The 14,982-nt window shown below is 64.8% G+C and carries 16 protein-coding genes; 10 read left to right on the plus strand and 6 right to left on the minus strand.

What is annotated here, in order from left to right:
* Positions 1-55: 55 nt before the first annotated feature.
* The 6 genes from LHU53_RS14740 to LHU53_RS14765 all read right to left on the minus strand — a co-directional run bounded on the left by LHU53_RS14740 (position 56) and on the right by LHU53_RS14765 (position 5,977).
* On the minus strand, positions 56-1,252 hold the full coding sequence (locus LHU53_RS14740) for a cytochrome b/b6 domain-containing protein (RefSeq protein WP_227333414.1): 1,197 nt from the start codon (positions 1,250-1,252) through the stop codon (positions 56-58).
* Positions 1,249-1,740, minus strand: a complete 492-nt coding sequence (locus tag LHU53_RS14745; RefSeq protein ID WP_227333415.1) for a diheme cytochrome c — start codon at positions 1,738-1,740, stop codon at positions 1,249-1,251. Before LHU53_RS14745 ends, LHU53_RS14740 begins: the two co-directional genes overlap by 4 nt.
* 9 nt (positions 1,741-1,749) lie before the next feature.
* Complete coding sequence (locus LHU53_RS14750) at positions 1,750-2,166, minus strand: DUF1924 domain-containing protein (protein ID WP_227333416.1); 417 nt, start codon at positions 2,164-2,166, stop codon at positions 1,750-1,752.
* Between the two features lie 79 nt (positions 2,167-2,245).
* A complete protein-coding gene (locus tag LHU53_RS14755; RefSeq protein ID WP_370632314.1) occupies positions 2,246-4,387 on the minus strand; it encodes a protein-disulfide reductase DsbD family protein in 2,142 nt (713 codons plus the stop codon).
* 44 nt (positions 4,388-4,431) lie between these two features.
* Positions 4,432-4,875 (minus strand): rRNA maturation RNase YbeY, encoded by a 444-nt coding sequence (ybeY, locus tag LHU53_RS14760; protein ID WP_227333417.1) that lies wholly within the window; start codon positions 4,873-4,875, stop codon positions 4,432-4,434.
* Between the two features lie 88 nt (positions 4,876-4,963).
* Positions 4,964-5,977: a PhoH family protein gene (locus LHU53_RS14765; protein ID WP_227333418.1), complete on the minus strand. Its 1,014-nt coding sequence runs from the start codon at positions 5,975-5,977 to the stop codon at positions 4,964-4,966.
* Between the two features lie 145 nt (positions 5,978-6,122).
* Between LHU53_RS14765 and ruvA the strand changes: the two genes are divergently transcribed.
* The 10 genes from ruvA (at position 6,123) to LHU53_RS14815 (ending at position 14,982) form a co-directional block, all read left to right on the plus strand.
* Positions 6,123-6,695: a Holliday junction branch migration protein RuvA gene (gene ruvA, locus LHU53_RS14770; RefSeq protein WP_227333419.1), complete on the plus strand. Its 573-nt coding sequence runs from the start codon at positions 6,123-6,125 to the stop codon at positions 6,693-6,695.
* A 65-nt stretch (positions 6,696-6,760) separates the two neighbouring features.
* On the plus strand, positions 6,761-7,957 hold the full coding sequence (locus LHU53_RS14775) for an ABC transporter substrate-binding protein (protein WP_227333420.1): 1,197 nt from the start codon (positions 6,761-6,763) through the stop codon (positions 7,955-7,957).
* A 15-nt stretch (positions 7,958-7,972) separates the two neighbouring features.
* Positions 7,973-8,893: a branched-chain amino acid ABC transporter permease gene (locus tag LHU53_RS14780; protein ID WP_227333421.1), complete on the plus strand. Its 921-nt coding sequence runs from the start codon at positions 7,973-7,975 to the stop codon at positions 8,891-8,893.
* Positions 8,886-9,899: a branched-chain amino acid ABC transporter permease gene (locus LHU53_RS14785; protein WP_227333422.1), complete on the plus strand. Its 1,014-nt coding sequence runs from the start codon at positions 8,886-8,888 to the stop codon at positions 9,897-9,899. The genes LHU53_RS14780 and LHU53_RS14785 overlap by 8 nt, the downstream gene beginning before the upstream one ends.
* Complete coding sequence (locus tag LHU53_RS14790) at positions 9,896-10,660, plus strand: ABC transporter ATP-binding protein (protein ID WP_227333423.1); 765 nt, start codon at positions 9,896-9,898, stop codon at positions 10,658-10,660. Before LHU53_RS14785 ends, LHU53_RS14790 begins: the two co-directional genes overlap by 4 nt.
* Entirely contained in the window at positions 10,657-11,367 is a 711-nt protein-coding gene (locus LHU53_RS14795; protein WP_227333424.1) for an ABC transporter ATP-binding protein, read from the plus strand. The genes LHU53_RS14790 and LHU53_RS14795 overlap by 4 nt, the downstream gene beginning before the upstream one ends.
* The gene (locus LHU53_RS14800; protein ID WP_227333425.1) at positions 11,367-12,230 is read left to right on the plus strand and encodes an alpha/beta hydrolase; all 864 of its coding nucleotides are present in this window, start codon (positions 11,367-11,369) and stop codon (positions 12,228-12,230) included. Before LHU53_RS14795 ends, LHU53_RS14800 begins: the two co-directional genes overlap by 1 nt.
* Before the next feature lie 3 nt (positions 12,231-12,233).
* On the plus strand, positions 12,234-12,590 hold the full coding sequence (locus LHU53_RS14805) for an antibiotic biosynthesis monooxygenase (protein WP_227333426.1): 357 nt from the start codon (positions 12,234-12,236) through the stop codon (positions 12,588-12,590).
* Positions 12,591-12,604: 14 nt separating this feature from the next.
* Positions 12,605-13,690 carry a B12-binding domain-containing protein gene (locus LHU53_RS14810; RefSeq protein WP_227333427.1) on the plus strand — a complete coding sequence of 362 codons (1,086 nt, stop codon included), beginning with the start codon at positions 12,605-12,607 and terminating at the stop codon, positions 13,688-13,690.
* Complete coding sequence (locus LHU53_RS14815) at positions 13,687-14,982, plus strand: ATP-binding protein (protein ID WP_227333428.1); 1,296 nt, start codon at positions 13,687-13,689, stop codon at positions 14,980-14,982. The genes LHU53_RS14810 and LHU53_RS14815 overlap by 4 nt, the downstream gene beginning before the upstream one ends.

A 14,982-nucleotide genomic window follows, 5' to 3' on the forward strand; every position in this document is an offset into this window, starting at 1 on the left:
GGGCCCCATCGTAGCGGCTGAAAAGTGCCAAAAACCACGGGGCCACCTGGTGGGCTCACAAGGTGGGTCGCTTGGGAATCTGCATGGCACCGTCTTCATAGGTGCCGAGGTCGGCATCGGGGTGGCAGGCGGCGCAATTTGACTTGGCTTTGACCAGCGGGTTGGCCCAGTCGGCGGCAGCGATGTCGCGGTGCTTTCTGATCCAGTAAGCCACCTCGGTGATGCGTTGCGGCGCGGCGTTGCGGGGGATGGATTGGTCCAGCTTGTATGCCGCCTCGGTGGGGTGCCCCTCTGCCGTGTTGGTCACCAAAAAAGCCAGCACGCTGGCCGTGGTGGTGGCGTCCAGGCCCAGGTCATCGCCAAAATGGCGGTCTTGTTCGGCCATCATCTTTTGCCAGGAACGTGCGGGCAGCAATGACGGGTGAAACACCCCGTGGCAACTGCCGCATTCCTCGCGCCACTGCGCGTTGTCGGCCAGGGTGGGGCCGACAAATGGCACATGGCGCGTGTGGTGCTCGCCGGCGCGGTGCGCTTGCTGCTGCGCCGGGGTGTCGAGCTGGCGCTGAATCGCGTAGTCAAACCACCAGCCGCCAAAGCCCAGCATGGCCAGCAGCATCACCACGGCGACGCCTGCGCGCGCTTTGCTTTTGGGCGTGTTCGGTGCCGCTTGCTTGAGGCCGTTGACCATGGATCGAGCCAGGTTTTCCTTGTGCAGCACACTTTCCACTACCACCCCGGCAATGTGGCCGCCCACCACCAGCAGCATCAGCGTGGCGGCGACCTCATGCACCTCCTTGAACAGGTCGCCCTGGGCAAAGCTGAACCAGCCCGCCGCCAGGCCGTGCTGTTCTTCGGCGCCCAGCGTCAGGATGCCTGCCGCGCCCACGGCCAGGCTGAGTGCCAGCAGGATGTAAATCGCCAGGCTGCCGGTCGGGTTGTGCCCCACAAAGCGCGCCGCGCTGACGCTGGCCACGTCTTTCAGGTACTGGATGCCCTGTTGGGGGCTGAAGCGGAAGCTGGCAAAACGCGCAAAGTGCGAGCCGACAAAGCCCCAGACCAGCCGAAAGCCGATCAGCCCCAGCATCAGGTAGCCGCAAAACACATGCACGGCCAGCCATTCGTCCGAGTCGCTGGTCAACCAGGCCAGCGCGAAGCTGGCCACCAGCGCCCAGTGGAACAGCCGGGTGGGCAGGTCCCAGATCAGGGTGGGTTGTTGGTGGCTGGCGGTGGTGTCCAGGTCAGGCGCGCTCATTTCGGAATACGCACGGTGTCGTCGTCAAACTCGCCTTTGTCGGCAGCCCGGTGGCAGGCGATGCAGTTGGATGGGCTCTTGACCGACGCCCGTTTCCACACCGCCGGGTCGATTTCGCTGGCGCGGTGTTTGGTCTTGAACCATTCGCCATCGGTGATCTTGATCGGTGCGGTGTTGGCGGTCCAGCGGTTGGAGGCGTGTTTGACCAGGTAGTCGGTGATGGCCTGGTTGTCTGCGGGTGACAGGGAGGCATCGGTGTCAAAGTGCTTGTCCAGCCCGGTCATGACCTTTTTCCAGGACGCGGCAGGCAGCAAGCCCGGCGGAAAAGCCAGGTGGCAGCTGCCGCATTCGGCCGCCCATTGGGCGTTCGACTGGGCCGGCATCACCGGCTTGCCGCGGTCCTCGCCGTTGTATTTGGCGTGCGCGGTGAAGGCGATCGTAGCCAGCGCTGCGGTAGCGGCCAGTCGCCAGAATGTGCTGAATGTCATGGTGGCTCCTTATTTGACCGCCAGCACGTAGGCCATGAAGTCGCCCTTTTCCTGCGTGGTGCAGGCGCGGGCCAAGGCGTCGTTGCAATTGCGCTTGAACCATTTCTCCACCTTGGCCGCGTCGGTGAAGCGCTGGGCGTTCACGCTGGGCGCCAGCGGGTCAATGGCTTTGTTGGTTTTGGCGTGTTTGCCGACGTTTTTGGGCGAGTCGGTGTGACACGACGCGCACGACACCTGGTTCGGGCCCTGGGTGGTGTACAACTTTTTCCCGGCCTCGGCGCTGAAATCCTTGAACGCGGCGTTCTCGGTTTTGGCCTGGGCCTTGTAGCTGTCCAGGATGGGGTTGGCGCTGGCTGCCAGCGGCAGGGCGATGGTCAACGCGGCCAGGCTGGCCAGCAGGGTGGTGGGTTGGCGAAAGTTTGTCATGCGGGAACCTCAGTGATGAACTAGGCTCCAGCTTAAAAAGCCAGGCTTAAGAAAGTCTTAGCCCGGGCGACCCCCAGCCCTACAAGGCCGCAATGGCGGCGCGTACCTCGCCCACCGACAAAATCTCCGACAGCACCACCGGCGCCCGGCCTGGCTGGTAAAACACATACACCGGCACGCCGTTGCGCCCCAGTTGGGCCAGCGCTGCGGTGATGGCCGGGTCGCGGCGGGTCCAGTCCGCGCGCAACAACACCGTTTTTTTCGCGTCAAAGTCGGCCAGCACCTCGGCATTGGCCAAGGCGGTTTTCTTGTTGTACTGGCAGGTCACGCACCAGGCAGCGGTGAAATCCACAAACACCGGCGCACCGCTGGCGACCAGTTCCTCCACCTTGCCGGGTGACCAGGCCTGCCAGCGCGCGCTGCTGACCAAGCTGCTGGCAGGCTCCGGGAAGGTGACGATGTGTTTGCCGGTGGCCCATGTCATCAGGGACAAGGCAGCGATGGACAACGCCACCACAGGCAGGCGCGCGTGGCCATGCAGGGTCAAGGCCCAGATCACCAGCGCCAGCCCCACCAGCAGCGCCAGCAAGGCACTGGCGCCGTCGATGCCGGTTTGCTGGCCCAGCACCCACACCAGCCAGACCACGGTGGCAAACATCGGGAACGCCATGGCGCGGCGGAAAGTCGCCATCCACGCGCCAGGGCGCGGCAACAGCCGTGCCAGCGCGGGCGACCAGCTGGCCGCCAGATAGGGCAGGGCCATGCCCACTCCCAGCGTGGCGAAGATGGCCAGCGCCTGCAGCGCAGGCAGATTCAAAGCCAGCCCCAGCGAGGCGCCCATGAACGGCGCGGTGCAGGGCGAGGCAATCGCCACCGCCAGCACGCCCGACAAAAACGCGTTGACGGCCGGATTCTTGGCCTCCAGCGTGGCCAGGCGGCCAGGCACAAACTGGCCAAACTCAAACAGCCCCGCCAGGTTCAGACCAATCACGGAGAACAACACGGCCAGGCCCGCCACCACCGCGGGTGACTGCAGCTGAAAACCCCAGCCCAGTTGTTCACCCGCACCGCGCAGCGCCAGCATCAGCGCGCCCAGGGCCAGAAACGACAGGACGACTCCCGCGCTGTAGGCCAGGCCGCTCACGCGGTGGCTGCGCCGGTCATCGGCGTGGCGGGTGAAGCTCACCACCTTGATCGCCAGCACCGGGAACACACAGGGCATCAGGTTCAGGATCACACCGCCCAGTAGCGCGCCGACCAGTGCCAGCCAGAAGCTGGGCGGCACGCTGGCGGGCAAGGCTGGCGCGAAGCTCGGGGCCGTGGGGGCGGACATGGTGACAGGCGCCTGGGCGGGCCAGTTGCCACTGACTTGTGCCTGAATCAGGTAGCCACTGCGCTGACCGGGCGCCTCGGCCACCAGCACCAGCGGCATCTGCGTGGGGCTGGCGCTGCGGTGCAGGGCCATGGGCAGGCTGGCGGTCCAGACATCGCCTTGCCAAGCCTGCGTCCAGGGCCCGGCGGGCTCGATCACTTCGGGGGTTTCGGGAAAGACGTCGAGCTTTTGGCCGCGCAGGCTGGCGGGCAGGCCGGGCACGCTCAGCTTGATGCTCTGGCCGTCCAGGGTGATGCTGGCGGGCACTTGGAGTGGCTTGGGCTGGTCCCGCAAGGCGGTCTCAAAGACACTGGCGTTCAGGGCGGTGGAGCTTCGAGTCGGAAGGCGCAGCACAAATTCGCCGTCCTGCGGGATGCATTCCTGGCGGCACACCAGCCAGCTGGCCTGCAGTTTGATCTCCAGTTCGGGCGAAAGTGGCGAGGGCTTGAAGCCGGGTGTGATGGTGAGCGGTACCGGCAGCAGCACCGTGCCGTCGTAACCATAGTTCATCAGCGTGCCCAGCGGCAGCTTGTGCGGCAGCGGCCAGGCGATGTCGCCTGCCAGCACGCCCACTGGCAAGGTCCAGGTCAGCGCGGTGGGCTGGCCGGGGTCGCCGGTGTTTTTCCAGTAGGTGTGCCAGTCGGGGATGTGGGCGAGCTGCAGGCCCACCCAGACGGTTTTGCCAGGGTCGGCACCGTCCGGGGCGTGCGCCATCAGCTCGGCACGCACCTGCTCGGTGGTGACCACCTGGGTGATCGTCTTTTGGCCTTGCGCCCAAATGGTTGTGGGGCTGATAGCGATGAAAACGGCCGCCAGCAGCCAGCGTGTCAGGATCAAGGGGAACGTCATGGGGTGGTCAGAGTCGGGTGGCAGCGCAGAGTTCCGCAGCAGGCTCAATACGGGTTGTCAAACCCCAGGCGCGCCAAAATCTCGCTTTCGCGCAGCTCCATCACCTGGGTGTCTTCGTCCTCGTCGTGGTCCCAGCCCTGGGCGTGCAGGGTGCCGTGCACCAGCAGGTGGGCGTAGTGTTCTTCCAGGGTTTTGTTTTGCTCTTTGGCTTCCTTGGCCACCACCGGTGCGCATAACACCAGGTCGGCGGTGACGATGGGTTCCTGGGTGTAGTCAAACGTCAGCACATTGGTGGCGTAGTCTTTTTGCCGGTAGTCGCGGTTCAGGGCCTGGCCTTCTTCCGCGTCAACGATGCGCACGGTGATTTCGGCGTCGTCTTGCAGCGCGTGGCGAATCCATTTGGCCACCTTGTGGCGCGGCAGCGCGGCGCGGTGGAGGGCGGCATCGGCCAGCTTGCCAAATTGCAGGGACAGGGTGAGTTGGTTCATGGGATCGGAGGTCAGAAAGGGTTGCGGAATCAGCCTCAAGCCGTTGATGAGTCAAGGCTGGCAGCGTCGTCGATCAGAATTCATCAGCTTACGGCGCCGCTTTGCGGGTGCGCGGTCGTGAGGCGGCGGGCGCCAGCGCAGGCATGGGGTCGGCATCCAGGCGTGGGTGCGGGTTGAAGCGACCCGGCGCGTCGTAGGCATCCACAATGCGCGCCACCAGCGGGTGGCGGACCACGTCGGCACTGGTCAGGCGGCACATGGCGATGCCGTCGACACTGCGCAGCACCCTTTCGGCGTCGATCAGACCGCTGAGCTGGTCGGCGGGCAGGTCGATCTGGCTCACGTCGCCCGTCACCACGGCCTTGGAGCCAAAACCGATGCGGGTCAAAAACATCTTCATCTGCTCGGGCGTGGTGTTTTGCGCCTCGTCCAGAATCACAAACGCGGTGTTCAGGGTGCGCCCGCGCATGAAGGCCAGCGGCGCAATCTCAATCGTCTGGCGCTCAAAGGCTTTTTGCACCGCCTCAAAACCCATCAGGTCATAGAGTGCGTCGTAGAGCGGGCGCAGGTAGGGGTCGATCTTTTGCGCCAGGTCGCCGGGCAGGTAACCCAGGCGCTCACCGGCTTCAACCGCTGGGCGCGTCAGCACAATACGCTGCACCGTGCTGCGTTGCAGGGCGTCCACCGCCATGGCCACGGCCAGGTAGGTTTTGCCAGTGCCAGCCGGGCCGATGCCAAAGGTGATGTCGCAGCTGGCGATGCAGTCCAGGTAATGCGCCTGGTTCATCGAGCGTGGTTTCAGGTCGGCGCGGCGGGTTTTGAGTGATGGGCCATCGGCACCATTCACATCACCGTCACCCGAGAGCATCAGCTGCACCGTGCGTGGCTCAATCGGGCGCGCCGCCATCTCGTACAGCGCCTGCAGCATCTCCATCGCACGCTGGGCGTGGATCTTGAGGCCATCGACCTTGAACTGCTCGTGCCGGTGTGCAATGCGGACCTGCAGCGCGGTCTCGATGGTGCGCAGGTGCGCGTCCATCGGGCCACACAGGTGGCTCAGACGCGTGTTGTTGGGTGGCGAAAACAGATGGCGAAGGATCACGTTGATAATTCTCTGAAGAGGGGCGGCGGTTTCACCGCTCCGTGGGGTTGGGCCAACATGCCGTGGCTGGCGGCTGGGTTGTTGGGCCTGCCTGCCTGGGCCGATTTTCCGTCAGACCCAAAGACTTCTTGATGATAGGTAAAAAATGATAGGCAAGCTCACCGGTACGCTGGACAACAAAAACCCGCCCGAGGTCATCATCGACTGCCACGGCGTCGGTTACGAGGTGCTGGTGCCGATGAGCACCTTCTACAACCTGCCCGAGATCGGCGCCAAGGTCACCTTGCTGACCCACTTTGTGGTGCGGGAGGACGCGCAGATCCTGTACGGTTTTGCCAATGCGGCCGAGCGTGAGGCGTTTCGCCAGCTGATCAAGATCAGCGGTGTCGGGCCGCGTACCGCGCTCTCGGTGTTGTCGGGCATGAGTGTGACCGAACTCTCACAAGCCATCACCCTGCAGGAGGCGGGCCGCCTGATCAAGGTGCCGGGTATCGGCAAAAAAACCGCCGAGCGGCTGCTGCTCGAACTCAAAGGCAAACTCGGCCCGGACATCGGTGTGGTCGCCAGCGTGGCCAACGACGCCCAATCCGACATTTTGCAGGCCTTGCTGGCGCTGGGCTACAACGACAAGGAAGCCGCCGCCGCCCTCAAAGCCCTGCCGCAGGACGTGGGCGTGAGTGAGGGCATCAAGCTGGCGCTGCGGGCGCTGGCGAAGTAGGCCCCTTGCCTCCGCGACAATCACACTTTTTATGACATCCCACCCACTGACAGGACCCACCCGAGATGACAACCACTGGCTTACCCGCATTGCGTTTGACCCTGGCCGCCGCGGCGGCACTTTCCCTGCTGGCTGGCGCAGCGCAGGCCGCCGACAAGGTCAAGGTGGGGCTGCTGAGCACGCTCTCAGGCCCCGGTGCCGGGTTGGGCATCGACATCCGCGACGGCTTCAACCTGGCGCTCAAACAATCCGGCGGCAAGCTCGGTGGTTTGCCTGCCGAAGTGATCGTGGCCGACGACCAAGGCAAGCCTGATGCCGCCAAACAGACCGCTGACCGGCTGCTCAAGCGCGATCAGGTCGATTTCATGACCGGCGTGGTGTTTTCCAACGTGATGCTGGCGGTCGGCAAACCGATTTTTGACGCCAAGACCTTCTACATCAGCGCCAACGCCGGTCCGTCGCAGTACGCCGGGGCCGAGTGCAACCCGTATTTCTTCAGCGCCTCGTACCAGAACGACAACCAGCACGAAGCCGTGGGCAAGACGGTGATGGACAAGGGCTTCAAAAAAGTGGCGCTGCTGGCGCCCAACTACCCGGCGGGCAAGGACGCGCTGGCCGGTTTCAAGCGCTTTTACAAGGGCGAGGTCGTCTCTGAAGCCTACACGCCCTTGAGCCAGCTGGATTACGGCGCCGAACTGTCCAAAATGCGCGCCTCGGGTGCCGATGCGGTGTACATCTTTTTGCCCGGTGGCCTGGGCGTGAACTTCATCAAACAGTTTGTCGGTGCCGGGCTGTCCAAGGACATGACCTTGTTTGGCCCGGGTTTCTCGGCGGACGAAGACGTGATCCGCGCGGTTGGCGAGCCGATGCTGGGCATGTTCAACACCAGCCAGTGGGCGCATGACCTCGACAACGCCGCCAACAAACGGTTTGTGGCCGATTTCCAGAAAGAGTTCGGCCGCCTGCCCACGCTGTACGCCAGCCAGGGTTATGACGCCGCGCGCCTGATGGACGCCGCCGTGCGCGATGTCAAGGGCAACCTGGCCGACAAGGCAGGCTTGCGCAAAGCCATTGCCGCGGCCAAATTCGACTCGGTGCGTGGCGCCTTCAAGTTCAACAGCAACGGCTTCCCGGTGCAGGACTACTACCTGCGCGTGATCACCAAAGACGCCCAGGGCCGCATCACCAACCGCACTTTGAACACGGTGTTCAAGAACCACGTGGACGCCTACGTCGGGCAGTGCAAGATGCCGGCGCTGTAAACACGCCCGGGTCTGATGACGGGACTTCTGGTTCTGGAGCAGTCGCTCAACGGGCTGCAGTTTGGCTTGATGCTGTTTTTGCTGGCCGCCGGGCTGACGCTGGTGTTTGGCATCATGGACATGATCAACCTGGCGCATGGCTCGTTGTACATGATTGGCGCCTATCTGGTGGCCAGCATCGCGCTGGCCAGTGGCTCCTTCTGGCTGGGCCTGGGCCTGGGCGTGCTGGCGGCAGCGGTGGTGGGGGCGTTGCTGGAGCTGACCGTGTTGCGCCGTCTCTACGCGCGTGACCACTTGTCGCAGGTGCTGGGCACGTTTGCCATCTTACTGATCAGCAACGAGCTGGTGCGCATGGTCTGGGGCGCGCAGCCGCTGGAGCTCAACCCGCCTGCCGCGCTGGCCGGGCCGGTGGAGCTGTTGCCGGGCCTGAGTTACCCGGCGTATCGACTGTTCATCATTGGTGTCGGGCTGGCGGTGGCTTTGCTGCTGTATGTGCTGGTGACGCGCACACGCTACGGCATGCAGGTGCGCGCCGGTGCGTCGAACCGCGAGATGGCGTTGGCCATGGGCGTGGATGTGCGCAAGTTGTTCACCGCGGTGTTTGCGCTGGGCGCGGCGCTGTGTGCGGTGGCGGGTGGCCTGCTGGGGCCGCTGCTGGCGGTGCAGGTGGGCATGGGCGAGAGCATCCTGATCCTGGCGTTTGTGGTGATTGTGATCGGCGGTATTGGATCGATTCGCGGCGCGCTGCTGGGGGCCTTGCTGGTGGGCGTGGTGGACACGGCCGGGCGCACGCTGCTGCCGCTGCTGTTTGACTGGCTGCTGGGGCCGGAAGCAGCGGCCAACGCCGGGCCCGCGGTGTCGTCTATCCTGATTTATCTGTTGATGGCGGCGGTGCTGTTCTTCAAGCCGCAAGGCTTGTTTCCTGCCCATGGTTAACGGTCCTTCCGATACGGCAGGTGTGCCGCAAATTGCCCGCTTGGCGCCGTCAGCACCGGGCTTGCTGGACCATCACCTGCCCGTGCTGCCTGCTTTGTTGCTGCTGGCGGGGCTGGTGCTGTTGCCGATGCTGGCTGATGCAATGGGACACGGGTTTTACGTGGGCGTGGCCAGCCGCATCCTGATCTTTGCGCTGGCGGCCAGCAGCCTGAACCTGATTCTGGGCTTTGGCGGCATGGTCAGTTTTGGCCATGCGGCGTTTGTGGGCGTCGGGGCGTATGCGGTGGGTATCCTGATGCAGGAAGGGGTGGTGTCGGCGTGGTTGAGCTGGCCAGTGGCGGTGCTCGCCAGTGGTTTGTTTGCGCTGCTCATTGGCGCCATCAGCCTGCGCACCAAGGGCGTGTACTTCATCATGATCACGTTGGCGTTTGCGCAGATGTTGTATTACCTGATGATCTCGCTCAAGGCCTACGGCGGGGACGATGGGCTGTCGCTGGCGGGTCGTTCAGAACTGGGTTGGGGGCTGAGCCTGAGCCAGGACGGCCCGTTTTATTACCTGGTGCTGGCGCTGGCCGTGGCGGTGTTTGCGCTGTTGCACCGGTTGCTTAACTCTGACTTGGGCCACGCGCTGCAAGCCATCCGCGAGAACGAGCCGCGCATGGTGGCACTGGGCTTTCCGGTGTACCGCATCAAGCTCATTGTCTTCACGCTGGCGGGCGCGCTGGCTGGTCTGGCCGGTGCGCTGCTGGCCAACCAGGGTGGGTTTGTCAGCCCGTCGATGATGCAGTGGAGCGAGTCCGGCATGTTGATGATCATGGTGATTCTGGGCGGCGTTGGGCGGCTGTATGGTGGGTTTGTCGGTGCGGTGGTGTTTCTGGTGCTGGAAGAAGTGTTGAGCACCTTCACCATCCACTGGCAGCTGGGCCTGGGTATGGCGCTGCTGGTCGTGGTGCTGCTGGCGCCCAATGGCTTGCTGAGCCTGTGGCGCAAGCGGGGTGGGGCATGACGCACGCGACGCTGCTGCAGGTGGACCAACTGGTCAAGTCTTTTGGTGGCCTGCTGGCCACCGATCACGCGCATTTTGAGGTGCTGGCCGGAGAAATCCACGCCCTGATCGGCCCCAACGGCGCCGGCAAAACCACGCTGATCCACCTGATTTCGGGCGCGCTGGCACCAAGTGCCGGGCGCATCCACTTTGACGGCATCGACATCACCACCATGCCGATGCACGCGCGGGTGGCGCACGGGCTGGCGCGGTCCTACCAGATCACCAGCATTTTCCCGCACCTGTCGGTGCTGGACAACGTGGCGCTGGCCGTGCAGGCGCATGCGGGCTTGAGCCTGAACCCGTGGCGCGCGGCGCGGCGCGATACCGAGCGTTACGAGGTGGCCGCCGAGGTGGTGGCACGCGTGGGTCTGGCGCATCAACTGCAGCAACTGGCGGGCAACTTGTCGCACGGCGAGCAGCGCCAGCTGGAAGTGGGTCTTGCGCTGGCGACACGCCCCAAGCTGCTGCTGCTGGATGAACCCATGGCGGGCATGGGGCCGGAGGAGTCCGAACGCATGGTCGAGCTGCTGCAAAGCCTGCGCGGCGAGACCACGCTGCTGCTGGTGGAGCACGACATGAACGCGGTGTTTCGCCTGGCCGACCGCATCTCGGCGCTGGTGTACGGCAAGGTCATCGCCTGCGGCACGCCGGACCACATCCGCGCCCACCCGGAAGTGCGCGCGGCCTATCTGGGTGACGATGACGAGGCCGCCGCATGAGCGCGCTGCTGGACGTGGAAGGTTTACAAACCGCCTATGGCAGCAGCCAGGTGCTGTTTGGTTTGACTTTGGCCATCCACAGCGGTGAGGTGGCCACCCTGCTGGGGCGCAACGGCATGGGCAAAACCACCACCGTGCGCTCCATTTTGGGGCTGACACCGGCCCTGGCCGGTACGGTGCGTTTTCGTGGTGAACGCATCGAGGCACTCGCGCCGGACCGCATCGCCCGCATGGGCCTGGCGGTGGTGCCCGAGGGGCGGCAGATTTTTCCCAACCTGTCGGTGCTGGAGAACCTGCTGGCCTTTGCCGCCAACCGCCATGGCAGCGCCAACCCGTGGACGCTGGATGGCATCTTTGCGCTGTTTCCCCGGCTGGCCGAGCGCCGTCGCCACATGGGCAACCAGCTCTCGGGCGGTGAGCAGCAGATGCTGGCCATTGGCCGCGCGCTGATGACCAACCCGCACCTGCTGATCCTGGACGAGGCCACCGAAGGGCTGGCGCCCCTGGTGCGCGAGGAAATCTGGCACTGCCTGGACACCTTGCGCGCCCAGGGGCAAACCATTCTGGTCATCGACAAATACGTGCAGCGGCTGGTCAAGCTGGCCAACCACCACACGCTGATCGAGCGCGGCCAGGTGGTCTGGCAAGGAAATTCTGCCGAGTTGGCGGCCCAACCGGCGCTTTGGCAGCGGTATATTGGCGTGTGATGAACACGCTCTACCGCGACTTTGACACCCAGGCGCAGATCGATGCGCAGTACAACCCGGCGATCAGGTTGCCGGATGCCAGCGCGCCAGCCCGGCATTACGCGCAGCAGTCGGCGCTGGCCCGGGCGGGCTTGACCAGCGCGCTGGATGTGCCTTACGGCCCCACCTTGGCCGAAACGCTGGACATTTTTCCGGCAGAGGCGCCCAACGCGCCGGTGTTTGTGTTTCTGCACGGGGGTTATTGGCGTGCGCTGTCCAGCAAGGAGTTCAGTGGCGTGGCGCTGGGGCTGCAGCCGCTGGGCATCACCACCGTGGTGGTGAATTACGCCTTGTGCCCGTGGGTGACGATCGACGAGATCACGCGCCAGGCGCGCGCGGCGCTGGCCTGGGTCTTCAAAAACATCGCGCGTTACGGTGGCGACCCGGCTCGGATCGCGATGGGCGGTCATTCTGCCGGCGCCCATCTGACTGCCATGTGTCTGCAAACGCCATGGGCGCGCGACTACGGCTTGCCGATGGATCCGCTAACCGCCGCTGTGTTGGTGAGCGGCATTTATGACATCGCCCCCCTGCGTTACAGCTACCTGCAGCCCATGATCCAGCTGGACGACGGCATCATCCGGCGCAACTCGCCCGCTTTTTCGGTGCGGCCTTGTGCGACGCCGCTCTGGGTGAATTGGGGGGATCAGGAAACGCCCGAGTTCGCGCGCCAGTCGGGGCGGTTCCATCAGGCCTGGGCCGCGGCGGGCAATGTCAGCCAGCTCAGCGCGCTGGCGCAGGCCGACCACTACACCGGTATCCACGGTTTTGAGTCGCCCACCCACGCGCTGTGCCAGTGGCTGGCCGAGCGGCTGAAAGGATGAACCATGTCGGATGCCGCGCCCCTGCCCAGTCCGGCAGAACACCCAGCCAGAAACGCACAGCCGGTGGTGGTGATCAGCAAATTCACCATCGCCAACGGCATGGACGAGGCGGTGCACACCGCGTTTTGTGAACGGGCGCACCTGGTCGATGACGCACCGGGTTTTCTGGGGCTGGAAGTGATGCACCCGGTGGGCCATCCTGCCGAGGTGTGGCTGGTGACCCGCTGGGCCGATGAGCAGAGTTACCGCGACTGGCACCATGGCCACAGCTACCATGCCTCGCACAAGGGCATTCCGCGCGGTCTCAAGCTGGTGCGCGGCAGCACCGAGATCCAGATCTTCAACGTGTTTGCCCATTAACCCTGGAGTTGCCCATGAAAACTGCTGACCTCGCCACCCTGGACGCCGCCGGGCTGCAGCAATTCCTGGCGCTGCAGGGCGACGCGGTCAAAGCCGTGACCGAGCGGTTTTATGCCACGCACGGTTCGGCCTACGCACGTTTTGGCGAGGCGGGCCGCCAGGCCTGTCAGGACGACCTGATCTTTCACCTGGAGTTTTTGCGCCCGGTGCTGGAGTTTGGCCTGCTGCAGCCGATGGTGGACTACCTGAGCTGGCTCGACAGTGTGCTGGTCGCCCGGTCGATCCCGTCCGAGCACCTGGCCCAGTCGCTGGATTGGTTGGGCGAGTTTTTTGGCGCGCAGATGCCGCCTGCCTCCGGCGCGGTGGTGGTGCAGGCGCTCACCGCGGCGCGCAAGGGTTTTTTGCAGGCGGGCAGTGCGCCGGTGCTGTTGCCCGTGCAGCAGCCGTGGCCCGAGGCGCAGGACTTTGAGGCCGCCTTGTTGCGTGGCGACCAGCGCGCGGCGCTGGACGTGATGAACCGCGCCATGGATGCGGGGCACAGCCTGGTGGATGTGGAGATGCACATCATCCAGAGCGCGCTGTATCACATTGGCGAGAAATGGCAAGCTAACCAGATCTCGGTGGCGCAAGAGCATATGGCCACCGCCATCGTGCAGATGGTCATGCCGATGGGCCTGATGCGCTCGCCGCCGCCCGCGCCGATTGGCAAAAGTGTGCTGCTGGCCTGTGTGGAAGGCAACCAGCATGCGGTGGGCCTGTTGATGGTGTCGGACGCGTTTTCTCTGGCGGGCTGGCAGGTGCACTACCTCGGGGCCGACGTGCCGACACCCGCGCTGGTGGCGCAAGTTGCCGCCAGCCAGCCCGATCTGGTGGGGCTGTCCGTGGCGTTTGCGCATCAGTTGCGCGCGGCCAAGGCGGTGATCGGCCAACTCAACGAGGCCATGGGCAGCCAGCGCCCGGTGGTGATGATTGGCGGGCTGGCCGTGAACCGCTTTGGCCGTCTGGCGGACGTGCTCGGGGCCGATGCCATCAGCCTCGATGCCCAAGCGGCGGTGGCCTGCGCTGACCAAATGCTGGCCACCCGACCTGCTGTGTCATGAGCTGCGGCGCGTCTGACCTGGCCCCACTGCTGGCGGTGGTGACAGCGCGCATCAGCGAGGCCGGCCTGCTGCTGGAGGCCAACGCCGGGTTTTTGCGGCTGATCGAGGTGCCCGCCCCTGTGCCCAAGCCCTGCCCGGTGGCCGGGTTTTTTATCCAGCCCGATTTTTCTGCGCTGCTGGCCCTGCCCGGTGTGGCCGGGGCCGAGCCTGCGCTGGTGTATGCCGGGTTGCTGACCGTTGGCGACTATGCGGGCCAAACCCGCACCCTGAAGGCGCGCATCTGGCGCGAGGGCGGTGCGTTGCGCCTGCTGGCCGAATTTGATGTGGCCGAACTGGAGCACCTGACCCACACCGTGCTGGACCTGAACCGCGCCTATGCCCAGGCGCAGACCGAGCTGGCGCAGACCAACTTCAAACTCAAGCAAAGCGCCCGGCAGCTGGCGCAGGCCAACGCGGACCTCCGGGCCACCAATGCGCAGCTGGTGCAGGCGCAGAGCCAGTTGCTGCAGTCTGAAAAACTCGCCGCCATCGGTTTGCTGGCGGCCGGGGTGGCGCATGAGATCAACAACCCGATTGGCTTTGTCAACGCCAACTTCAGCACGCTCAAGGGCTATGTGGCCCGTTGCCTGGAGATCATCGCCGCCTATGAAGCCGCGCCAACCTGTGTCGGCAACGCCCAGCTGAAGATGAACGCGATCGCTGTCCTGAAAAACCAGCTGGACTGGCCCTTCATCAAAGATGATGTGCTGCCGCTGCTTGATGAGTCGCAAGCGGGGCTGGACCGCGTCAAGCGCATTGTGTTGGCGCTCAACGACTTTGCCCGCACCGATGCGGCCGATAGCTGGCGCGCGGAAGACCTCCATCAGGGCCTGGAGAGCACGCTGAGCGTGTTGGGGAGCCAGATCAGCCAGCGCTGCGAGCTGCGCAAGGCCTACGGTGACTTGCCCGCGGTGACCTGTGTGTTGCCCAAACTCAACCTGGTGTTTCTGAACCTGCTGCAAAACGCCGCGCAAGCCATGGCAGGGCAAGGCGTGATCACCCTGCGCACCGGCTGCCAGGGCGACGAGGTGTGGGTGGAGGTGGCTGACAACGGCCAGGGCATCGCAGCGGATGACTTGGCGCACATTTTTGACCCATTTTTCACCACCAAACCGGTCGGCCAGGGCACCGGGCTGGGCCTGTCGGTGTCTTACGGCATCGTGCAGCAGCACCATGGCCGCATCGAGGTCAGCAGTGAACCCGGGCGCGGGGCCACGTTCAGGGTCTGGCTGCCGGTACAACAGCCCGCTTAG

It is taken from the genome of Rhodoferax sp. U2-2l (assembly GCF_020594515.1).
Classification (GTDB): Bacteria; Pseudomonadota; Gammaproteobacteria; order Burkholderiales; family Burkholderiaceae_C; genus Rhodoferax.

What these genes read in the sequence shown, in the direction of transcription:
- LHU53_RS14740 (WP_227333414.1), bottom strand. Translation starts at nt 1,252, where the DNA reads ATGAGCGCGCCTGACCTGGACACCACCGCCAGCCACCAACAACCCACC.
- LHU53_RS14745 (WP_227333415.1), bottom strand. Translation starts at nt 1,740, where the DNA reads ATGACATTCAGCACATTCTGGCGACTGGCCGCTACCGCAGCGCTGGCT.
- LHU53_RS14750 (WP_227333416.1), bottom strand. Translation starts at nt 2,166, where the DNA reads ATGACAAACTTTCGCCAACCCACCACCCTGCTGGCCAGCCTGGCCGCG.
- LHU53_RS14755 (WP_370632314.1), bottom strand. Translation starts at nt 4,387, where the DNA reads ATGACGTTCCCCTTGATCCTGACACGCTGGCTGCTGGCGGCCGTTTTC.
- ybeY (WP_227333417.1), bottom strand. Translation starts at nt 4,875, where the DNA reads ATGAACCAACTCACCCTGTCCCTGCAATTTGGCAAGCTGGCCGATGCC.
- ruvA (WP_227333419.1), top strand. Translation starts at nt 6,123, where the DNA reads ATGATAGGCAAGCTCACCGGTACGCTGGACAACAAAAACCCGCCCGAG.
- LHU53_RS14775 (WP_227333420.1), top strand. Translation starts at nt 6,761, where the DNA reads ATGACAACCACTGGCTTACCCGCATTGCGTTTGACCCTGGCCGCCGCG.
- LHU53_RS14780 (WP_227333421.1), top strand. Translation starts at nt 7,973, where the DNA reads ATGACGGGACTTCTGGTTCTGGAGCAGTCGCTCAACGGGCTGCAGTTT.
- LHU53_RS14785 (WP_227333422.1), top strand. Translation starts at nt 8,886, where the DNA reads ATGGTTAACGGTCCTTCCGATACGGCAGGTGTGCCGCAAATTGCCCGC.
- LHU53_RS14790 (WP_227333423.1), top strand. Translation starts at nt 9,896, where the DNA reads ATGACGCACGCGACGCTGCTGCAGGTGGACCAACTGGTCAAGTCTTTT.
- LHU53_RS14795 (WP_227333424.1), top strand. Translation starts at nt 10,657, where the DNA reads ATGAGCGCGCTGCTGGACGTGGAAGGTTTACAAACCGCCTATGGCAGC.
- LHU53_RS14800 (WP_227333425.1), top strand. Translation starts at nt 11,367, where the DNA reads ATGAACACGCTCTACCGCGACTTTGACACCCAGGCGCAGATCGATGCG.
- LHU53_RS14805 (WP_227333426.1), top strand. Translation starts at nt 12,234, where the DNA reads ATGTCGGATGCCGCGCCCCTGCCCAGTCCGGCAGAACACCCAGCCAGA.
- LHU53_RS14810 (WP_227333427.1), top strand. Translation starts at nt 12,605, where the DNA reads ATGAAAACTGCTGACCTCGCCACCCTGGACGCCGCCGGGCTGCAGCAA.
- LHU53_RS14815 (WP_227333428.1), top strand. Translation starts at nt 13,687, where the DNA reads ATGAGCTGCGGCGCGTCTGACCTGGCCCCACTGCTGGCGGTGGTGACA.